At 58.8% G+C, this 18,167-nt stretch carries 20 protein-coding genes; 7 read left to right on the forward strand and 13 right to left on the reverse strand.

The genetic code is table 11. From position 1 onward, the window contains the following. Positions 1-280 precede the first annotated feature (280 nt). Both ACP7BS_RS04310 and wrbA read right to left on the reverse strand, forming a co-directional pair. Positions 281-523, reverse strand: coding sequence for a DUF2188 domain-containing protein (locus ACP7BS_RS04310; RefSeq protein WP_426228393.1), 243 nt, complete (start codon positions 521-523; stop codon positions 281-283). 306 nt (positions 524-829) lie between these two features. After that, positions 830-1,429, reverse strand: coding sequence for an NAD(P)H:quinone oxidoreductase type IV (gene wrbA, locus ACP7BS_RS04315; protein WP_426236351.1), 600 nt, complete (start codon positions 1,427-1,429; stop codon positions 830-832). Between the two features lie 164 nt (positions 1,430-1,593). On the opposite strand from wrbA, the gene ACP7BS_RS04320 reads away from it, so the two are divergent. Continuing rightward, positions 1,594-2,349 carry a competence/damage-inducible protein A gene (locus ACP7BS_RS04320; RefSeq protein ID WP_426236353.1) on the forward strand — a complete coding sequence of 252 codons (756 nt, stop codon included), beginning with the start codon at positions 1,594-1,596 and terminating at the stop codon, positions 2,347-2,349. A gap of 4 nt (positions 2,350-2,353) precedes the next feature. Here ACP7BS_RS04320 and ACP7BS_RS04325 read toward each other — a convergent pair whose 3' ends face one another. Next, complete coding sequence (locus ACP7BS_RS04325; RefSeq protein WP_426228399.1) at positions 2,354-2,968, reverse strand: hypothetical protein; 615 nt, start codon at positions 2,966-2,968, stop codon at positions 2,354-2,356. A gap of 179 nt (positions 2,969-3,147) precedes the next feature. Between ACP7BS_RS04325 and ilvA the strand changes: the two genes are divergently transcribed. Then, the gene (gene ilvA, locus ACP7BS_RS04330) at positions 3,148-4,395 is read left to right on the forward strand and encodes a threonine ammonia-lyase (protein ID WP_426236355.1); all 1,248 of its coding nucleotides are present in this window, start codon (positions 3,148-3,150) and stop codon (positions 4,393-4,395) included. A 20-nt stretch (positions 4,396-4,415) separates the two neighbouring features. On the opposite strand, the gene ACP7BS_RS04335 is transcribed toward ilvA, so the two are convergent. Beyond that, positions 4,416-5,333, reverse strand: a complete 918-nt coding sequence (locus ACP7BS_RS04335) for an alpha/beta hydrolase (RefSeq protein ID WP_426236357.1) — start codon at positions 5,331-5,333, stop codon at positions 4,416-4,418. Between the two features lie 108 nt (positions 5,334-5,441). On the opposite strand from ACP7BS_RS04335, the gene ACP7BS_RS04340 reads away from it, so the two are divergent. Beyond that, the gene (locus ACP7BS_RS04340; protein ID WP_426236359.1) at positions 5,442-5,759 is read left to right on the forward strand and encodes an HlyU family transcriptional regulator; all 318 of its coding nucleotides are present in this window, start codon (positions 5,442-5,444) and stop codon (positions 5,757-5,759) included. A 133-nt stretch (positions 5,760-5,892) separates the two neighbouring features. Beyond that, complete coding sequence (locus ACP7BS_RS04345) at positions 5,893-7,134, forward strand: diguanylate cyclase (protein WP_426236361.1); 1,242 nt, start codon at positions 5,893-5,895, stop codon at positions 7,132-7,134. Positions 7,135-7,153: 19 nt separating this feature from the next. On the opposite strand, the gene ACP7BS_RS04350 is transcribed toward ACP7BS_RS04345, so the two are convergent. After that, positions 7,154-7,615 (reverse strand): Lrp/AsnC family transcriptional regulator, encoded by a 462-nt coding sequence (locus tag ACP7BS_RS04350; protein WP_426236363.1) that lies wholly within the window; start codon positions 7,613-7,615, stop codon positions 7,154-7,156. A gap of 154 nt (positions 7,616-7,769) precedes the next feature. Between ACP7BS_RS04350 and ald the strand changes: the two genes are divergently transcribed. Then, on the forward strand, positions 7,770-8,888 hold the full coding sequence (ald, locus tag ACP7BS_RS04355; protein WP_426236365.1) for an alanine dehydrogenase: 1,119 nt from the start codon (positions 7,770-7,772) through the stop codon (positions 8,886-8,888). Between the two features lie 53 nt (positions 8,889-8,941). On the opposite strand, the gene ACP7BS_RS04360 is transcribed toward ald, so the two are convergent. The 5 genes from ACP7BS_RS04360 to ACP7BS_RS04380 form a co-directional block, all read right to left on the reverse strand. Beyond that, complete coding sequence (locus ACP7BS_RS04360; protein ID WP_426236367.1) at positions 8,942-9,415, reverse strand: DUF1203 domain-containing protein; 474 nt, start codon at positions 9,413-9,415, stop codon at positions 8,942-8,944. Positions 9,416-9,492: 77 nt separating this feature from the next. After that, positions 9,493-10,059, reverse strand: coding sequence for a GNAT family N-acetyltransferase (locus ACP7BS_RS04365; protein WP_426236369.1), 567 nt, complete (start codon positions 10,057-10,059; stop codon positions 9,493-9,495). Positions 10,060-10,064: 5 nt separating this feature from the next. Then, positions 10,065-10,919 (reverse strand): 3-mercaptopyruvate sulfurtransferase, encoded by an 855-nt coding sequence (gene sseA / locus ACP7BS_RS04370; protein ID WP_426236371.1) that lies wholly within the window; start codon positions 10,917-10,919, stop codon positions 10,065-10,067. Between the two features lie 3 nt (positions 10,920-10,922). Next, the gene (locus ACP7BS_RS04375; RefSeq protein ID WP_426236373.1) at positions 10,923-11,669 is read right to left on the reverse strand and encodes an alanyl-tRNA editing protein; all 747 of its coding nucleotides are present in this window, start codon (positions 11,667-11,669) and stop codon (positions 10,923-10,925) included. Positions 11,670-11,675: 6 nt separating this feature from the next. Next, positions 11,676-12,716 (reverse strand): cysteine synthase A, encoded by a 1,041-nt coding sequence (locus tag ACP7BS_RS04380; RefSeq protein ID WP_426236375.1) that lies wholly within the window; start codon positions 12,714-12,716, stop codon positions 11,676-11,678. Between the two features lie 309 nt (positions 12,717-13,025). On the opposite strand from ACP7BS_RS04380, the gene ACP7BS_RS04385 reads away from it, so the two are divergent. After that, on the forward strand, positions 13,026-13,673 hold the full coding sequence (locus ACP7BS_RS04385; protein ID WP_426236377.1) for a cupin domain-containing protein: 648 nt from the start codon (positions 13,026-13,028) through the stop codon (positions 13,671-13,673). Between the two features lie 108 nt (positions 13,674-13,781). After that, positions 13,782-14,624 (forward strand): SDR family NAD(P)-dependent oxidoreductase, encoded by an 843-nt coding sequence (locus ACP7BS_RS04390; RefSeq protein WP_426236379.1) that lies wholly within the window; start codon positions 13,782-13,784, stop codon positions 14,622-14,624. Between the two features lie 34 nt (positions 14,625-14,658). On the opposite strand, the gene ACP7BS_RS04395 is transcribed toward ACP7BS_RS04390, so the two are convergent. Genes ACP7BS_RS04395 through ACP7BS_RS04405 form a run of 3 tightly spaced genes read right to left on the reverse strand, consistent with a single transcriptional unit; the run spans position 14,659 to position 18,143 of the window. Next, positions 14,659-15,999 carry an MFS transporter gene (locus ACP7BS_RS04395; RefSeq protein ID WP_426236381.1) on the reverse strand — a complete coding sequence of 447 codons (1,341 nt, stop codon included), beginning with the start codon at positions 15,997-15,999 and terminating at the stop codon, positions 14,659-14,661. After that, entirely contained in the window at positions 15,992-17,245 is a 1,254-nt protein-coding gene (locus ACP7BS_RS04400) for a class I SAM-dependent methyltransferase (protein ID WP_426236383.1), read from the reverse strand. The genes ACP7BS_RS04395 and ACP7BS_RS04400 overlap by 8 nt, the downstream gene beginning before the upstream one ends. A gap of 43 nt (positions 17,246-17,288) precedes the next feature. Then, complete coding sequence (locus ACP7BS_RS04405; RefSeq protein ID WP_426236385.1) at positions 17,289-18,143, reverse strand: DUF1365 domain-containing protein; 855 nt, start codon at positions 18,141-18,143, stop codon at positions 17,289-17,291. Positions 18,144-18,167: the final 24 nt, after the last annotated feature.

An 18,167-nucleotide genomic window follows, 5' to 3' on the forward strand; every position in this document is an offset into this window, starting at 1 on the left:
GGCGAATGCCGAGGTGATAGCGGCTTCGCTTGTAAAACGTGAATCACAGCCTCAACTGTGACTGGCCCCTCAGGCGGGGTGCCATTAACCCTACCTATGAAGGTTAATCAACGGTTTCGGTTGATCCCTCTGCGAAGTGACGCTTTAACAGCGGCGCCGAGGGAGGGAAACTCGGCGTTTTCAGCACCAAACAATTAGCCCCTCTTCGGCGCCGGAGAGGGGCATTGTGGTCCAGCGTACCAGCGACCGGATGGGTCGAGCTGATATTGGCGTGCTCCCCCTATTGATCTTCGACAATGGCTTCCGGCCGATCACCACCGTCTGCATGTTCAAAATGCCACTGACCGCTTTGGTCCTGAAAACTGATTTCCTCATCCTCGCCGCCGACCTGCTGTTCCGCTGCTGCGGCTTTAGCCGCCGCTACTGCCATGTCGCGGTTCGGGAAGGCCTCTGAAAACACGTCGGAAAGCTTATAGGCCCATCCGCCGTCATGCTCGACGATTGCATAGATCACCTTGGTCATTTCGTACTCCCTGGAGTGCGCCGCATTCCAATATCTCTTGGAGTCGACGTGACCGGACAGGAACGGCCAAAACAGGCATACGTTCCAATCGCTAATATCCGCGTTGCCAACGGTTGCCCTGCGTCGCGGCTGCCCAAGGTAGCACGAAATACGCGGTGTTTGCCACTTATCCGGTGGGCGTATGAACACAGCGGCTATCCAACTGCCGCAGCCGTCATCCGTTCTTCCAGCACAGAAGTAAAAGGGCGACCTTGCGGCCGCCCTTTTTACGTTCACTGCGGTAACCAGGTAGGTGCCGCTTGCGCCTTAGGCCGACAGTTTGGCGGCGATCTTGGCAACATGGGCGCCCTGGTAGCGTGCAGCTTCCAGTTCGTTTGCCGACGGCTGGCGCGAACCGTCACCATCAGTGATGGTCGACGCGCCATAGGGGGAGCCGCCCTTGATTTCATCGACGCCCATCTGTCCCTGGAAGGCATAGGGAAGGCCGACAACGACCATGCCCTGGTGCATCAGCGTGGGAATGAAGCCGAGAATCGTCGATTCCTGACCGCCGTGCTGCGTTGCAGAGGAGGTGAAGACCGAGCCGACCTTGCCGACAAGCGCACCCTTCATCCACAGGCCACCGGTCTGATCGACAAAATTGCGCATCTGCGATGCAACGGTGCCGAAACGCGTGCCGGCGCCGAAGATGATGGCATCGTAATCGGCCAGTTCATCCGGAGTGGCGATTTCGGCTGCCTGATCGACCTTGAAATGGGAGGCTTTGGCGACGTCGGCCGGTACCAGCTCCGGTACACGCTTGACAGTTACCTCGGCACCGGCCGACTTGGCTCCCTCGGCAACCGCATACGCCATGGTTTCGATATGTCCGTAAGCCGAATAATAAAGCACCAATACCTTAGCCATCGTATTCTCCTTTGAGTTGGCAATTCTGCTTGATTGCCGCTGGAGATAAGATTTATCAGTTAACCCGCCCGTTGTCAGAAGCGAAGCGCGCGACAGACTGTTCGAGAATAAAAGACAATCGGATTTTTCGACTGAACAATCCCAGCGTCACATAGGACCTCCCGATGCCCAGCGAAAAAATTGTTACTGCTGCCATGCTCGCCATCGGCGACGAATTGCTCTCCGGCCGAACCAAAGACAAGAATATCGGCCATCTGGCGGATGTACTGACGCTCGCAGGTATCGATCTGAAGGAGGTCCGCATCGTTGCCGACGATGAAGCTGCGATCGTCGCAGCTCTCAACGGGTTGCGGACCGAGTATGACTACGTTTTCACCTCGGGTGGCATCGGCCCGACCCATGACGACATTACCGCCGACGCGGTGTCGCGGGCGTTCGGCGTCGAGTGCATTCACGATCCGGATGCAATGACATTGCTCGGCGCCATGTACGAGCGGCGTGGCATGGAGTTTACCGAAGCGCGGCGGCGCATGGCACGCATGCCGAACGGCGCGCGTCATATTCCGAACGCCGTATCGACAGCGCCAGGGTTCATCATCGGCAACGTTCATGTCATGGCCGGTGTACCACAGGTGTTCCAGGCCATGCTGGATGCACTCCTGCCGCAGCTGCAAAGCGGCACGGTCGTCAAATCACGCACCGTGCGCTCGCCTTTGGGGGAAGGCGATATCGGCGGACCGCTTGGCGAGGTGCAAAAGGCCCATCCCCTGACCAGCATCGGATCCTATCCGAAATTCGACGGTACGTCGTTTTCGACCGACCTCGTGATCCGCGCCCGCGACGAAGGCTTGCTCGATGCGGCGGAGGCGGATGTGAAGGCTATGATCGAGAAAATCGCAGCATCGAAGCACAAGGCCTGAGCGGTTACGGCGTTGGAGGCGGGGCAGCGATCGTGAACTTCTGATCGACGCTTGCGGACTTGCCACTGTTCAGATCGTTGAAATGAAACCGCAGAACATAATCGCCTGCTGCAGCGCCGCTGACGTCCGTGGTCAACGTGGCATAGATTTCCTGGTTGTGGAAAAAGCTGGTGAACGTAAAGTCGCCAAAAGCCTTCTTATTGCCCAGCACCTCGCCCGAAGCGCTGAGAATGTCCAAATCGACCGTAAAATGCGTTTCTACCTTGCCTGCAACCGCCGACGTTTTCCAATTCAGGCCTATCGGCTCGACATAGGAGATGAGGGCTTCACCCGGCTTGAACACCGGCTGCGGCTTTTGCTCATACATGGCGTAACCGATGGGAGGAGCTGCGACGAACACCGCTTTGCCGACGGAAAAGGGTAACGTCGCTGAAAATGCGCTGATTGCAGAGCGCATGGCATCATGGGCACCGAGCGTATCGCCGGCCGCTGCCAGCGCTTCCGCCTTCGTTGCTGCCTCTGCGAAAGGTCCGGAGAGAGCAGGGTTGGCCAGCAGCAACAGGAGAGGGACTGCGGTGATTGCGCCTGTCAGGCCCCCTTTTCGATTGCCGTTGCGCATTGCCGCTCCCCTGATCCTGCATTGTTACGGATGTTCGGCATTTGCCGGCCGGAGTCAAGGCGGGCCAACACTCAAAAAGCTGAGTAAGTTAGTCCACTTAATGACGAATAGCTGTGGTTTAGCCGGCTGCGATGTGGCATAGGCAGGGCGATCCGAACCTGAACGAAAGACCGCATTCCATGAAGCAGGACGTTGATAATGCCGTCGAGGCTTTGCGCGCATTGTTCCCGGCAACGCCGCTGCAGCTCAACGATCATCTGAGCGCGCGTTACGGCGCGACGATCTACCTGAAGCGCGAGGACCTTTCGCCGGTGCGATCCTACAAGATCAGGGGCGCGTTCAACTTTTTCCGCAAGGTGATTGCCACTGGTGGAACCGGAAAGACCTTCGTCTGTGCGTCTGCGGGCAATCACGCGCAAGGGTTTGCCTTTGTCTGCCGCCATTTTGGCGTGCCGGGCGTGGTCTTCATGCCGGTGACGACACCGCAGCAGAAGATCGACAAGACGCGGATATTCGGCGGCGAGTTCATCACCATCAAGCTGGTCGGCGACTTCTTCGACCAGTGCTATCAGGCGGCACGCGAGCATGTGGAGCGGATCGCCGGTGTCATGGTGCCGCCGTTCGACCATGCCGATATCATCGAAGGCCAGGCGACGGTGGCCGCCGAGATGGTTGAGCAGCTGCCAGACGGCGTCATTCCGGATCTGGTGATCATGCCGGTCGGCGGCGGCGGCCTTTCGGCCGGCATGACCGGCTATCTGAACGACCGTATCCGGCCCGAAGCCTTCATCTTCTGTGAGCCGGAGGGCGCGCCGAGCCTGCGCCGTAGCTTAGAGACAGGGTCGGTGGTGACACTCGACCAAGTCGATAATTTCGTCGATGGCGCTGCAGTCGGGCGTATCGGTGACCTGAATTTCGCGGCGCTGAAGCATTTCTCAACAGATCAAGTTCTGCTTCTGGCGGAAAATGCCATCTGCGTCACGATCACCGACATGTTGAACGTCGAAGGCGTCGTGCTGGAACCGGCGGGCGCCTTGTCGATCACGGCTCTGGAAACGCTCGGCCGTGCGGCGCTGGAGGGCAAGACGGTTGTCGCCGTAGTTTCCGGTGGCAATTTCGACTTCGAACGCTTGCCTGACGTCAAGGAACGGGCAATGCGGCATGCCGGCCTGAAAAAATATTTTATCCTGCGGATGCCGCAGCGCCCCGGCGCCCTGAAGGATTTTCTCGGCCTGCTCGGCGAGGAGGACGATATCGCCCGGTTCGAATATTTGAAGAAATCGGCGCGCAATTTCGGCTCGATCCTGATCGGCATCGAAACCAAACATCCGGAGAATTTTCCAAGGCTGAAAGCGGCTTTCGACCGGGCCGGACTGCATTATCAGGATATTACCGATAACGAGATTCTCGCTAATCTGGTGATTTGATATTATCACTATATATCATATTATTGGTTAGTTTTACTAAACCAATCTATGATGGCTTTTCCAAGCCGGTCTGTCGTCTTTGGCGATAGGGCGTCGCCTGCGGGCACATGACCATGGGGATCGCCGATTTCACCGGGGTCGAGGATGGCGGCCGGGCCACCCCAGCGCGCGGCGACGGCAGATGTTTGCCGCGCATCAACCACCTGATCGCGCGCCGATTGGATGAACAGCACCGGCGTCGATATCTCTTCAAAGGGCAGCGCCCGAACCTGCGCCACAAGCGATGCCACCGGCAGAATCGAAGAAACTGGATATTCCGTTGTCCAATAGGCTGCGTGAAGGGCGTTTATCGGTACGAAGGAACGGCGACGGCCAAGCAAGAGGCGGGCGCTGAGACCGGCAAGCGGCGCAGTCAACAGAAACGCACCACGGCCCTTGATCCGGAAATTCGGAGCCAGGAAAACGGCGCCTTTGACGCGCGCGGCTAACAACGGCTGCGAAAGGGCTGAGGTGGCCAGAGCCGCGCCGGTGGAGGTTGCAATGATCAGCGTTCCGTCACCGAGAAGCGCGGCGATATCCAGTGCTTCACGCATATCCTCCCGCCATTCGTCCACCGAGGCCTCAGACATTGCATCGCCGCTGCGGCCATGCCCGGCAAGGCGCGTATAAAACAGGTTGGCGTTAAGCGCCGTCGCCACGAGATCGGGCAGGGGCCGAACTTCGCCCTTGGACGCGGAAAAACCATGGATGTAGACAATGGCAAGCGGCGTCCGCTGCTTTGTGATGGGATCGGCCCAGACGACCTGCTTGGCCAGTCCCGGCCTGATGTCGGGGAAGGCTGATTCGCTGGCAGCAAGATATGCTTCGATTTCATCAGTCGATCCAAAGGTAATTGCTCTGGGGTCAATCGATTTGGTGACAGGAAAATCCGACGTCATGCTCGCCACATCATCCCTACCAATCCATTTTCCGCGAACCTGCGCCTGGTGCGCTGATGGGCGAACTTAGGCTTTGACAGCCCCGTTTGCCATGGTTAAGTCTTTTGCATGGCTTCATTCCTGTCAAAACTGTTTGGCCTTTCCAAAGGCTCCGGCACCGATACGGCTGCGTCTTCCGGCAAGACGGAGACCTATGGCGACTGCCTGATTCGCGCCACGCCGATCCGCGAGGGTTCCCAGTTCAGGCTGGCCGGTTCGGTCGAAAAGGAAATCGAGGGAGGAGTTCGCGTCCGCACGTTCATCCGCGCCGATGTGTTCACGTCGGAGCAGGACGTGATCGACGCGACCTTGCGCAAGGCGCGTCAGATCATCGACCAGCACGGCCCTTCGCTGTTTGCCGACGACGCTGCCTCCCGGCAGATCTAACTCTGGGCAACTGATGCTATTCTTGTGCGAGCTTTCATCGCGCCGTTCCTGAAAAGCAGCGGCAAACCCTAAACGTTTCTTTAAATTTGCCGTCTATAGATCCTTACAGTGAAATCCGAGTGAATATCCGGCGATGACCAATGTTGTCCTGTTTCTCTGCGAAGGCCTGGTCTACGTCGCAGTCATGGTCACATTGCTGCACCTGCGCCATCGCCTGGGCCTTGGGGTCTTCATCGCAGCGCTCGGCGTCCTGCATTTCATAGAGACTTACCTCGCCGCTGTCTTTTATGTGCAGTTGCCGTTCGGCGTGATTTCTCCGGGCTCTGCCGTGCTGTTTGCCGGCAAGCTGCTGATGATCCTTCTGCTCTACGTGAAGGAGGACGCAGCAACCGTGCGTCAGCCGATCTACGGTCTTTTGGCTGGCAATTTTATCACCGTCGCACTCAGCCTGCTTCTGCAAATGCATCAGACGGTATCGGCCGTTTCCAACCGCAGCGCCGACCTCGCCTTCATCGATGAGATGGGATGGCTGATGCTGTGGGGAACGCTACTGCTCTATCTGGATTCGCTGCTGATCATCCTGCTCTATGAGCGGATCGGCCGTTGGACGCGCGGGTTTCTCACGCTGCGTTTTCTCATCTGCGGCGTCGTGGTGCTGACCTTCGACCAGGCCGGATTCTATTTGGCGCTGCATGCACTGAATGGCGCGCCGGCCGAGGTATTCTGGGGCGGCTGGATTGCCAAGATGGGAGCGGCGATCGTCTACTCGCTGATTTTGGGCGCCTATCTGCATTTTTCCAGTCACTCGCTGTCCGTCGTAAGGCAGCCAATCGGGGACATATTCAACACACTGACATTCCGGGAGCGTTACGAGGATCTGTTGTCGAGATCGGGACGCGACATGCTGACCGGCGTGCTTGATCGCAGCCGTTTCGAATTTGAAGCGCCTCGGCTGATCCGCAATGCGGTGATGTCGGGCAGCGTCATCAGCCTGATCATGATCGATGCCGATCACTTCAAGAGCATCAACGACCGCTTCGGCCATCTCGAAGGCGACCGGGTGCTGAAATCCGTTACTGACGCCATCCAGGCGGGCCTGCGCCCCAACGATCACCTTTTCCGTTACGGCGGGGAGGAATTCGTCGTCCTGTGCGAGGGACTGGATCACGGCAGCGCCTTGTCGCGAGCCGAACAATTGCGGCTACGTGTCCTAGGCGGTGTGACGACGTCGGATCAATCTGCCGTTACGGTCAGCATCGGTGTTGCCTCAACCCCTACCGACGGAACGACGATGCGCGATCTGTTGTCGAAGGCCTATATGCGGCTGTACGAAGCCAAGCGCAGAGGGCGCAATTGCGTGGTCGGAAACGCCTGAGACTTATGACCAAGGGCATTCAGACGCCGACATTTGGCCTGTCGATAACCTCCCGCAGCGAGAAGCTGGAATTGATCTTGACCACGTGGGGCAGGGCCGAAAGCCAATCCCGGTGGATGCGCTCATAGTCCTCAAGGTCCTTGGCGGCGACACGCAGGATATAGTCGTATTCTCCCGACATCAGATAGCAGACCAGCACGTTCGGACAGAGCTTTACCGCCGCTTCGAACTCGGTGAGGGTCTTGGCAAATTGACCGGACAGCGAGATATGGACGATGACCATAATGCGGTAGTCGAGCGCCTTGTGCGACAGGCGCGCATGATAGCCGCTGATGACGCCGGATTTTTCAAGAATATCGACCCGGCGCGAGCAGGCGGAAGCCGACAGGCCGACCTTTTCGGCCAGCTCCGCGTTGGCGATACGCCCGTTCTGCTGCAGAATCCGCAGGATCGCAGCATCAATTGCATCCATCGCCGCCAATCGAATATCCTTCGAATTTTTCTTCAAAAACGCAATAATCTGCGAAATATTACGCGATCGAACCGTCATTATGCAAGGACATGCGGTGCTCTTTCTGTTTCGCTACGCTGGTAGAACAATGATGGCGAAAGCTGCACAGGAGAGGAACGCGAAGATGCGTGTCGGTTGCCCGAAGGAAATCAAAAACCATGAATATCGTGTCGGTTTAACACCCGGATCGGTAAGGGAATATGTGGCGCATGGCCACGAGGTAATCATCGAAACAAAGGCCGGCGCAGGCATCGGCGCGGAAGACGACAGCTATCGGGCGGCCGGCGCGAAAATCGTCGCCACCGCCAAGGATATTTTTGAAAAATCCGACATGATCGTCAAGGTCAAGGAGCCGCAGCCGGCCGAATGGGCGCAGCTTCGCGACGGTCAGATCCTCTACACCTATTTGCATCTTGCGCCCGATCCCGAACAGACCAAGGGCCTGCTTGGCTCCGGCGTCACAGCCATCGCCTATGAAACCGTCACCGACGATCGTGGCGGGCTGCCGCTTCTGGCGCCGATGTCGGAAGTTGCCGGGCGGCTGGCCATCCAGGCCGGCGCCACCTCGCTGCAGAAAGCCAACGGCGGGCGCGGGATCCTGCTCGGCGGCGTTCCGGGCGTGCTGCCGGCCAAAGTCACGGTCATTGGCGGCGGCGTGGTTGGCCTGCATGCGGCCCGCATGGCAGCCGGCCTAGGCGCTGACGTCAGCATTCTCGACCGTTCCATTCCGCGCCTTCGCCAGCTTGACGATCTCTTTGCCGGGCGCGTCCATACCCGGTTCTCCACCATCGATGCGCTGGAGGAGGAAGTCTTTTCTGCCGATCTGGTGATTGGCGCCGTGCTGATCCCCGGTGCCGCCGCACCAAAGCTGGTGACGCGCGAAATGCTGTCCGGCATGCAGAAAGGCGCCGTCATCGTCGATGTCGCCATCGACCAGGGCGGCTGTTTCGAGACCTCGCATGCGACGACCCATTCCGATCCGACCTACGAAGTCGATGGTATCGTGCATTACTGCGTCGCCAATATGCCGGGCGCGGTTCCGGTCACTTCCGCGCATGCGCTGAACAATGCGACGCTCTATTACGGCCTGCAATTGGCAGACCGTGGCCTGAAGGCGATTGCCGAGGACAGGCATCTGCGCGCCGGGCTCAATGTCCATAGGGGGCGCGTCACCAACAAGGCGGTTGCAGAGGCGCTTGGTTATGAGAGCTACGCCCCGGAAGCCGCGTTGATGATCGCCTGATAGGAGCGCCGGTACCATTGTCCCAGGCGGGGCCGGTATTTCCGGCCCCGTTTTCATGCGCGCTCTATTCGGCATTGATAACAGTTGTTGCGGGCTGAGCGAACGTGGATATAGGCCACGTCGGATCTTTCCAGCAGTTCCGCTGCCCGGGACTCAATGGCATCAACTGGGGTTACTGCGCCGGTGCCATAAACGATCCGATCGTCGGCGCCATAGCCACGCAACAGATAATCCTTGCTGGTCGTGAGGACAGGCGGAACGGCCTCGCCTCCGGCATAAGCCTCGCATTCTTCGGCGTGCAGGAAAATCGGCCCGGTCTCGGCATAGGGCTGAAGGCCGGGAAAGGGGCGATAGGCAAGAATCAGATAGGGATCGCCATCGGCGATATTGGCGAGGCAATGACGGCAAGGCATGCCCTGGCCATCGGAGACATGCAGTTCGGGTGTCAGGCCATAGGCATCGGGTTCGCGGCGGCGGTAGCGCGCAGCCAGATCGCTCGGCATCGGCCTGTATCGCAGGTTGATCATCGGTTCCTCCTCTTTCAATAGCGAAGGAACTAACATTCACACAAAGCGGGAGACACCCGATTCTTGCCGCTGTCAAATCAGAGACTGAGAGCGAATTTCAGGAGTTCGTCATCGCTCAGCGGCTGTACCGACGCATCATGCGTGGAAACCGGGGAGAAGCCGAACCGCTGGTAGAGTTGCAGCGCGCGTGGATGATCCAGCGTGTTGGTCGCGACACGCACCGTTTTCGGATTCGAGTTCCAGGCGGCGTATAAAGTCTGCAGCAGAAACCATTTGCCGAGCCCCAGGCCGAGCGCATGTTCGAACATGCCGAAATGGGAGAGTTCGACGGTGTCCTCGTCCACCTGCAGCAGCTCGAAGAAACCGGCCGGCGCGCCGTTGACGTAAAGCACGGTCACGGTATTGCGCTTGTCGTGCAAGACGCCGGTCAGGTCGGTGTCGCTCATCCGCAGCCGGTCGACCCAATTCCAGCGCTTGCCAACCTGGAGATAGAGGAAGCGATAGAAGGGCAACGGAATTTCCGGCACGCGCATGATGGCGGTCTGGATATTCACCGGTACCGGGAGGCTTTGCTTTGGTGGTGCTGTCATTTCCAGTTCGGTGACACGAACGGCGAGCGCTTCGACTGCTTTGTCCTTGGTCATGCTGATCATTCTTTTCCGGTAATGACGGGTGTGTCTGCCCGGCTGCCCCATTCGGACCAGGAGCCATCATAGAGCGTATTTTGGGTATGGCCCAGCGATTGCAATGCCAGCATGATGATTGCTGCGGTAACACCGGAACCACAGGAGGTGACGACCGGCTTGTCGAGATCGATACCGGCCGCTTCGATCGTTTCGCGCAGGGAGTCGAGTGATTTGAACTTGCCGCCAGTCGAGAAAACACCGGAAGGCAGGTTTTTGGCGCCGGGCATATGGCCGGATCGCATGCCGGCTCTCGGCTCGGCTTCCTCGCCGGTAAAGCGCGCAGCACCACGTGCATCGGCAATCTGGCGGGAACCGGTTTCAACGATGTCGCGCATCTGCGCAAACGAGGTCACCGCTTCAGCGTTGAACGTTGGATGGAATGTTGCAGGTTTGGGCTGTGGGACATCGGAAGTGACCGGCCGGCCCTCGGCCTTCCAACCGTCCATGCCGCCGTCCAGCACGAAGACAGACTTTGCACCCATTGTGCGCAACAGCCACCAGACGCGGGGGGCGGTGAAGATGCCGGGACCATCATAGACAACGATCGTGTCGCTTTCGCTGATCCCGAGCTTGCCGATCGATGCGGCGAAGGATTCGGGCGAGGGGATGGTGTGCGGCAGGCCGCTCGTCAGGTCGGCAATGGCGTCCTGGTCGTAAAAGACGGCGCCGGGAATGTGGCCCGCCGCATACTCGGCCTTCGGGTCCCGCTTCTGGGCCGGAAGATACCAAGCTGCATCGAGGATTTTTACCGACGGATCGGTCAACCGCTGCTCAAGCCAATCTGCGGATACGACGAAGGCGCTTTTCTGTTCGGTCATCGATTACTCTCCCGTGGACGTAGCGTCAGGCGTGCCGAAACGGATGCGGAAGCGCCGGTTTTCCTTGCCCTTCTTTTCGATCTTGGCGATGTAGATCGCCCCGACTTCCTGGGTTTCGGACACATGCGTGCCGCCGCACGGCTGGCTATCGACCGATGCGTTTTCGCCGATGCAAACAAGGCTGACGCGGCCAAGGCCGACCGGCGGGCGGACATTCTTCGATTTGACGATATCGGGATTGGCCGCAAGTTCCGCGTCGGTGATCCACTGCAGGTAGATGGGGTGATTGCCATCGACCAGCGCCATCATCGCGGCGGTGACCGCGTCCTTGTCGATGGTTTCGCTCATGTCGAAGTCGACGCGGCTCTCGTCCTCGCCGACGGCTGCCCCCGTGATCGGATACTGGCAGACGACGGAGAGAAGATGGCAAGCCGTGTGCATGCGCATCAGCTTGTAGCGGCGCGGCCAGTCGAGATGAAGCACCAGCTGTTCACCCACCAGCACAGGCGGCTGATCGGCTGCCGGAACATGGATGATGATGTCCTTGGTATCGCCATGACGGGTGGTTTCGATGTCGATGCGGCTGCCATCGGCGCGCTCGAAAAAGCCGTTATCGCCGGGCTGTCCGCCCGACGTTGCGTAAAAACACGTCTGGTTCAGCTCGATGCCGCCGTCTTCCCGTATTCCCGTGACGATCGCCTCCGTGGTTGAAAGATAGAAATCGTCGCGAAAAAGGGCAGTCGTTGTCATGAGATGCTATCCGGCGGGTTCGTATGGCACTGCTATTGCGGAATTCCGTGTCAACCAGGCCGGCACGGGAAGGCCCTTAGACTTGAGAAATGCCGGGTTGAACAGTTTCGACTGATAGCGGTTACCATAGTCGCAGAGGATCGTCACGATGGTATGTCCCGGTCCCAGATCTTTTGCCAGGCGAATGGCGCCGGCGATGTTGATGCCGGAGGAACCGCCGAGGCAGAGCCCCTCTTTTTCAACCAGATCAAACACCAGCTGTACGGCCTCCGCGTCCGGGATCTGATAGGCGAAGTCCGGGGTGAACCCTTCGAGGTTCGCCGTGATGCGCCCCTGGCCGATACCTTCGGTGATCGAGCTGCCGGATGATTTCAACTCGCCATGGGCGTAGAACTCGTAGAGGGCAGCGCCCTCCGGATCGGCGATCCCGATCTTGATGTCCGGGTTCTTCGCCTTCAGGCCAAGCGCGACACCGGCCAGCGTGCCGCCTGAGCCGACCGCACAGATGAAGCCGTCGACCTTGCCATCGGTATCGCGCCAGATTTCCGGCGCGGTCGTTTCGACATGGGCGTCGCGGTTGGCGACATTGTCGAACTGGTTGGCCCAGATCGCGCCGTTCGGCTCGGTCTTTGCCAGTTCGTCGGCGAGACGGCCGGACAGTTTCACGTAATTGTTGGGATTCTTGTAGGGAACAGCGGGGACCTCGATGAGTTCGGCTCCGAGAAGACGCAGCGCGTCCTTCTTTTCCTCGCTTTGGGTCTCTGGAATGACGATGACCGTGCGGTAACCGAGGGCATGGGCAACAAGCGCAAGACCGATGCCGGTATTACCGGCCGTGCCTTCGACGATCACCCCGCCAGGCCTCAACTGGCCTGATTTTTCGGCATGCCGGATGATCGACAGGGCGGCACGGTCCTTGACCGACTGGCCCGGATTGAGAAATTCCGCCTTACCGAGAATGGTGCATCCGGTCGCTTCCGAGGCGCCTTTGAGGCGGATCAGCGGCGTATTGCCGATGGCGTCGAGAACGGAATGCAGAACGGGCATGATTAAACCTTTTGGCTTCGGGCGATACCATCAGGCGCGTGCCTGAAACGGACGACGATTGAACAGGAAATAGGGATCTGCATAAACCGGGAAAGCCCCTGCAGTTCAACAGACCGAAATCCTAGCGTCTTTTCGGCTGAGACTCCTGATCAAGCAAGAAATAGCGTTTCACCGCGACGCTGTCGTGGGCAAAAATTGACCCAAAAGTGGATGATCCGGTTTCGTAAGGATGTGATCCAATTCTTGACCCTTGGCGTAGTGAGGCGATAGTTTCTCCTGCGCGATCCGCCAAGACAGGTTTTAAGATGAATGGCTGAAGTCCAGCTCGATACGGTGGATGCCTTGATGGCACGATATGCTGCAGGTGTTCTGCCGGAGCCCGCACGTGTGCTCGTCGAAGCGCATCTTCAGATGCAGTCCGTCAACAGACCCAAGGTCGCCGAGTACGAAATGGTCGTCGGCGGTATTCTCGAACACATGGAGCCGGTTTCTCTCAAGTCAAGAGACACCGCACTGAGAGCCGTTTTCGCGGCCGCGGCCGTGGCAGTGGCCGATACGACATTCGAGCAACCGGAAACGGCGCTTTTCCCCAAGGCCATTCGCGACTTTGCCGGACTCGATGCCGCAGAAATTCCCTGGAAACGCAAACTGCCGGGTTTCAAGGAATACAGCCTTGGAAAAATCGACGGCTGCGACGTTAGCTTCTTCTGGCTGAAGCCTGGGCGCGTGATTCCGGCCCATACGCATGAAGGGTACGAGCTTTCGCTGGTTCTCGACGGCGCCTTTAACGATACACGCGGGCGCTTCGCCAAGGGCGATATATCGGTGGCGGACGAAAGCATCGACCACCGTCCCGTGGCGGAAGCCGAATGCCCCTGCATCGGCTTTGCCGTCTCCCAGGCCCCCGTCAAGCTGACTGGCTCATGGAGACAATTGCTAGGTGACATGATCGGCTGACGTTTTGCCGAACAATGGCCCGAATGCGGGAACAAACTACATTTCAACGCGTATTGTTTGGTGATCCCGGTTTCCGGGGTCGGCGATGAAGCAGCGAGAGGAAACCCCATGACCGAGTTTGTCGCACACCCCGAGTTGGGTCTGGCCTGGGTCACGGGAGCAAGCTCCGGTATCGGCCGCGCTTTGGCGTTGCGCTTGGTCAGGGACGGTTTCAACGTCGTCGTCACCGCCCGCGATCACGAAAAACTGGTCCAGCTGCAGCATGAATCACCTGGGCCTGGCAAAATCATCGTGCTTGATGGCGACGTCACCGATCCACGCGATATGGAACGGATTTTGGCTGCTATCGAATACGAGCACGGTTCGATGGTGCTCGCGGTCCTGAATGCCGGCTTCTACGTTGCCGTTCACGGGGAAGACTTGCACCGCGAGGATTTCGAAAAGACTTTTGCAGTCAACCTGAACGGCACGGTCAACTGTCTGTTGCCGGCCGTGCGCCATATGAAGGCGAGGGGGCAGGGCCAAATCGCCATTGTGTCCTCCGTCACGGGATATGGCGGACTGCCGACCAGCGCTGCCTATGGGGCAACCAAGGCGGCATTGATCAATATGGCTGAAAGCTTGAAATTTGATCTCGATAAAGTCAGCGTGCGCCTGCAGATCATCAATCCCGGCTTTGTCGAAACGGCAGCAACGGCAAAGAACGCGTTTCCGATGCCGGCCCTAGTCAGCGCCGAGGTGGCGGCAGATCGCATTGCCGAGGGCCTGAAATCCAGTGGTTTCGAAATTACCTTTCCACGGCGCTTCACCTACGTCATGAAGCTGCTCAACCTCTTACCTTACGGCCTCTATTTCTGGCTGATCAACAGGGCTACCGGATGGAAGACACGGCCGCTGGTCACTGACGGGCATGCCGTCGAGACGTTGGAGCGAGACCCTCAGGCTGTGTAATATCCCACAGCCCAGCCGTTCCATCCCACCGTATTTATGGGTGGATGCGCAACCGCAGATTATTCTGTGCCGTCTCGTCCAGCGGGAAATTCCACATCAGCGCGATAGCAGCGAGTTTCAGTACGACCGGAACCCAGGCATAGATCGCCGCGAGTGCGAACAGCGCAGGTGCGCTATTATTTGCTGCCGGTGCCGGATCGAAACCGAAGTACTCAAGCAGTGGAAAGATGACGCCCACGCCGGCCGCCAATGAAAGCTTGGTCGCAAGCCCCCATGCGGCAAAATAAAAGCCGCTGCGCTGATCACCGGAGGCTGCGGTATCGGCATCGATGACATCGGCCTGGATCGACGGCGGCAACGTCAGGTCGAAACCGAGCAGCAGCCCGGTCGAAGCGCAGATCAGGGCAAACGGTAGGAGCGCTCCTGGCGGCAGCATGGGAGCTACCGCAAATATGGCGCAGGCGACGGTCATCGCCATGGCCCATGCCCGGTGTTTGCCGAGCTTTCGCGCCGTCCACGCTGCAAGCGGGATGCCGGCGACGGCACTGAGGAAGTAGAGAAAAAGCAGCGGTCCGCGCATATCCGGCAGTTGCAGGCGCGCCGAAACGAAATAAAGGAACAGTGTCGCCGGAATGCCGTTGGCAAGGCCGTTGAGGAAAAAAGCGGCGATCAAACGCAGGAATGGCTTGTTGCGACCGAGACAGGACAGTGCCTCCCTCAAAGGCAAGGTGTTTCGCGTCAGGTTCGTGGGCTCCGGGACGATCCAGACGGTCAAGCCGCCGAAGACAAGCAGTAAGACCGCCACGGTGATGCCGAGGACGGCCAGCCCTGAAAATCCTTGCCGTTCAAACCCAAGCGCAAAGGGCAGCACGATGGCGACCAGCGTGCCCAACAGCGTCAGGCCTTCCCGCGCCGAGGTCAGCCGCGTGCGGCCATGATAGTCCGAGACCAATTCAGCGCCCCAGGCGGAGTAAGGCACGACCGCCAGCGTGAAGCCCAGCGATGTCAGCATGCCCCAGACGGCGAGCCAGGCAAGACCAGCGCCGTCTGCAGGCCAATACAGCATCAGGGCCGATAGGGCGGCGATCGGCAAGGACAGCAGGAAAAGCAGCCGGCGGCGGCCAAAGCCCGGATTGATCCGGTCTGCCGCATAACCTGCCAGGGGATCGGTGATCGCATCGAAGAGCCGCACCAGCAACAGCGCCCATCCGACGGATGCAATCGGCAGGCCGAGTGTTTCGGAATAGTAGGTCGGAACCAGCGAGTAGAGCGGCAGGCCGAGAGCTGCCAGCGGTGCTGCAGGAAGAGCATAGGCGAAAAGCAGCCGGTGGCTGATCTGCGTCCTGGCAACACCCCCGGCTGCGGGCTTATTCATAGACGATCTGTCGGACGTCGATGTTTTTGGCGCGAAAGCCGGCTTCGCAGTAGAACAGGTAGAATTCCCAAAGCCGTTTGAAGCGGATATCGAAACCGAGCGGTTCGACCTTGTCCCAGACACTCCAGAAGCGCTCGCGCCATTCGGCGAGCGTGCGAGCGTAATCCAGACCGAAACCGAAGTCACCGCTGATTTTCAAACCCACCTTGCGGCCGAGATCGATCAGATGTTGCGGGGTTGGCAGCATGCCGCCCGGAAAGACGTATTTCTGAATGAAATCCGGATTGGCGCGATATTCCTCGTAGGCTTCCGGCTTGATGGTGATGATCTGCAGCCCTGCCTTGCCGCCCGGCTTCAGGCAGCGCTGCAACTGCGAAAAATAGGCCGGCCAATATTTTTCGCCGACAGCCTCGAACATCTCGATGGAGACGATCCGGTCATAGATTCCGGCCTCGTCGCGATAATCCTGGAACTTGATCTCGACCTTGTCGGACAAGCCGGCATTCTTCATCCGCTCATTGGCGAAGGCCAGCTGTTCGCGGCTGATCGTCAGACCGGTCACCTTGCAACCGATCTCGCTTGCTGCATATTCGGCGAACCCACCCCAGCCGCAGCCGATCTCCAGCACGTGATGGCTGGCATCGATGCCGGCCGCATCCGCCAACGCCTTGTACTTGGCGCGCTGGGCCGATTGCAGATCATTGGCACCGGTCGAATAGAGGGCCGACGAATAGGTCATCGTTGGATCTAGCCACTGTTTGTAGAAGGCATTGCCAAGATCATAATGGGCGGAAATGTTCTTCTTGGAGCCCGATTTCGTATTGGCATTCATCCAGTGACGGAATTTTTCGACCAGACGCAGCGCGCCGCGCGCGCCGTTGGAAAAATTACGGCCGACATCGGTGTTGACGAGAAACAGTTCAAGAAACGCGCCGACATCCGGGCTGTCCCAATCGCCGTCCATATAGCTTTCGGCAACGGCGATGGTGCCACCGGTCAGCGCCCGCTGCGGCAGGTTCCAGTTGTGCAACGTCACGGCAGCGACAGGTCCCTGTGCCTTGCCCTTGACCACCACGGTACGTCTATCCGGCAAGGTCAGCTTCAGACACCCAGCCTGCATATGCACAAGGCCACGCAAAACCATCTGAGCTTTCGCTGGTAAGCCTTTGACAATGCGTGATAAATTTTCTGTTGAAAGACGTTCTCCGTCTTTCGGATCACAATAACCGGTGCCTGCTGTACTCATTCGACAGATCCTCAGCAATCATTGCTCTTGACGCAAAATAACCTCATTCCGCCGGAGCGCCAACCTGAGATTCATGGGAAAAACCGCTCCCTGTTCTACGCCCTTCTCTCCAGACGCTGGTTGGTTCCGGCGCTTGCGGCCGCGGGATATAGCGGAGGCCTTTGATCCAAAGCTTCAACGCTTCCCAATGAATCCCTGCAACGATCTTGAGTGTAAGATGCGGAATGCGGGCAACAAGACGCAAAATCCTGCCTGTCTGCAACGGTACTTGAACACCGGAGAAGGTTGCGGCGAGCAGCGGACCCTCCTTGTCTGTTTCCAGAATACGCCAGCGGATCTCGTCTCCCGGAGGCAGCATGCGGAACTGGTAGCGCATGTCCATGGGGATGAAGGGCGAGACGTGAAACAACTTGTCGCATTGCTGTCGAACACCGGCATCGGACACATCGTCCGGCCCGATCGGGCAGACATAGGTGTGGCGTTCGCCGAACGTATTGCGCACCTCGTAGATCATCGCGCTCAGCGCACCGTTTTCGCCATAGGCGTAATAAACGGCCAAGGGATTGAAGACGAGACCGAGGATACGCGGATAGCAGACCAGAAGCACACGGGCGGGCCGCACCGGCAAACCGTTCTTCGCCAGCAGCGCATCGACATAGCTGCGCAGCGGCGCCCCGCTATCGCCCGTATGATCCTTTTCGTGAAACGACAGAAGATTGCGGCGATTGACCGAGAAAACCCTGCTCATTCCATCCGCCTCGGGCAGCCGGTCGAGATCGATCATCAGCGAAAACACGTCATAGCTGAACCGATGGCCGACCGGTTTCATCCGCTGATGCATGACTTGGCCGGCATAAAGCACGGCAGCCGCCCGCGGAGGCGCGCCGTTCTTTGTCATGTCCGATCCGGATGATGCGCGCAT

This window comes from Pararhizobium sp. DWP1-1-3, from assembly GCF_049896125.1.
Taxonomy (GTDB): domain Bacteria; phylum Pseudomonadota; class Alphaproteobacteria; order Rhizobiales; family Rhizobiaceae; genus Pararhizobium.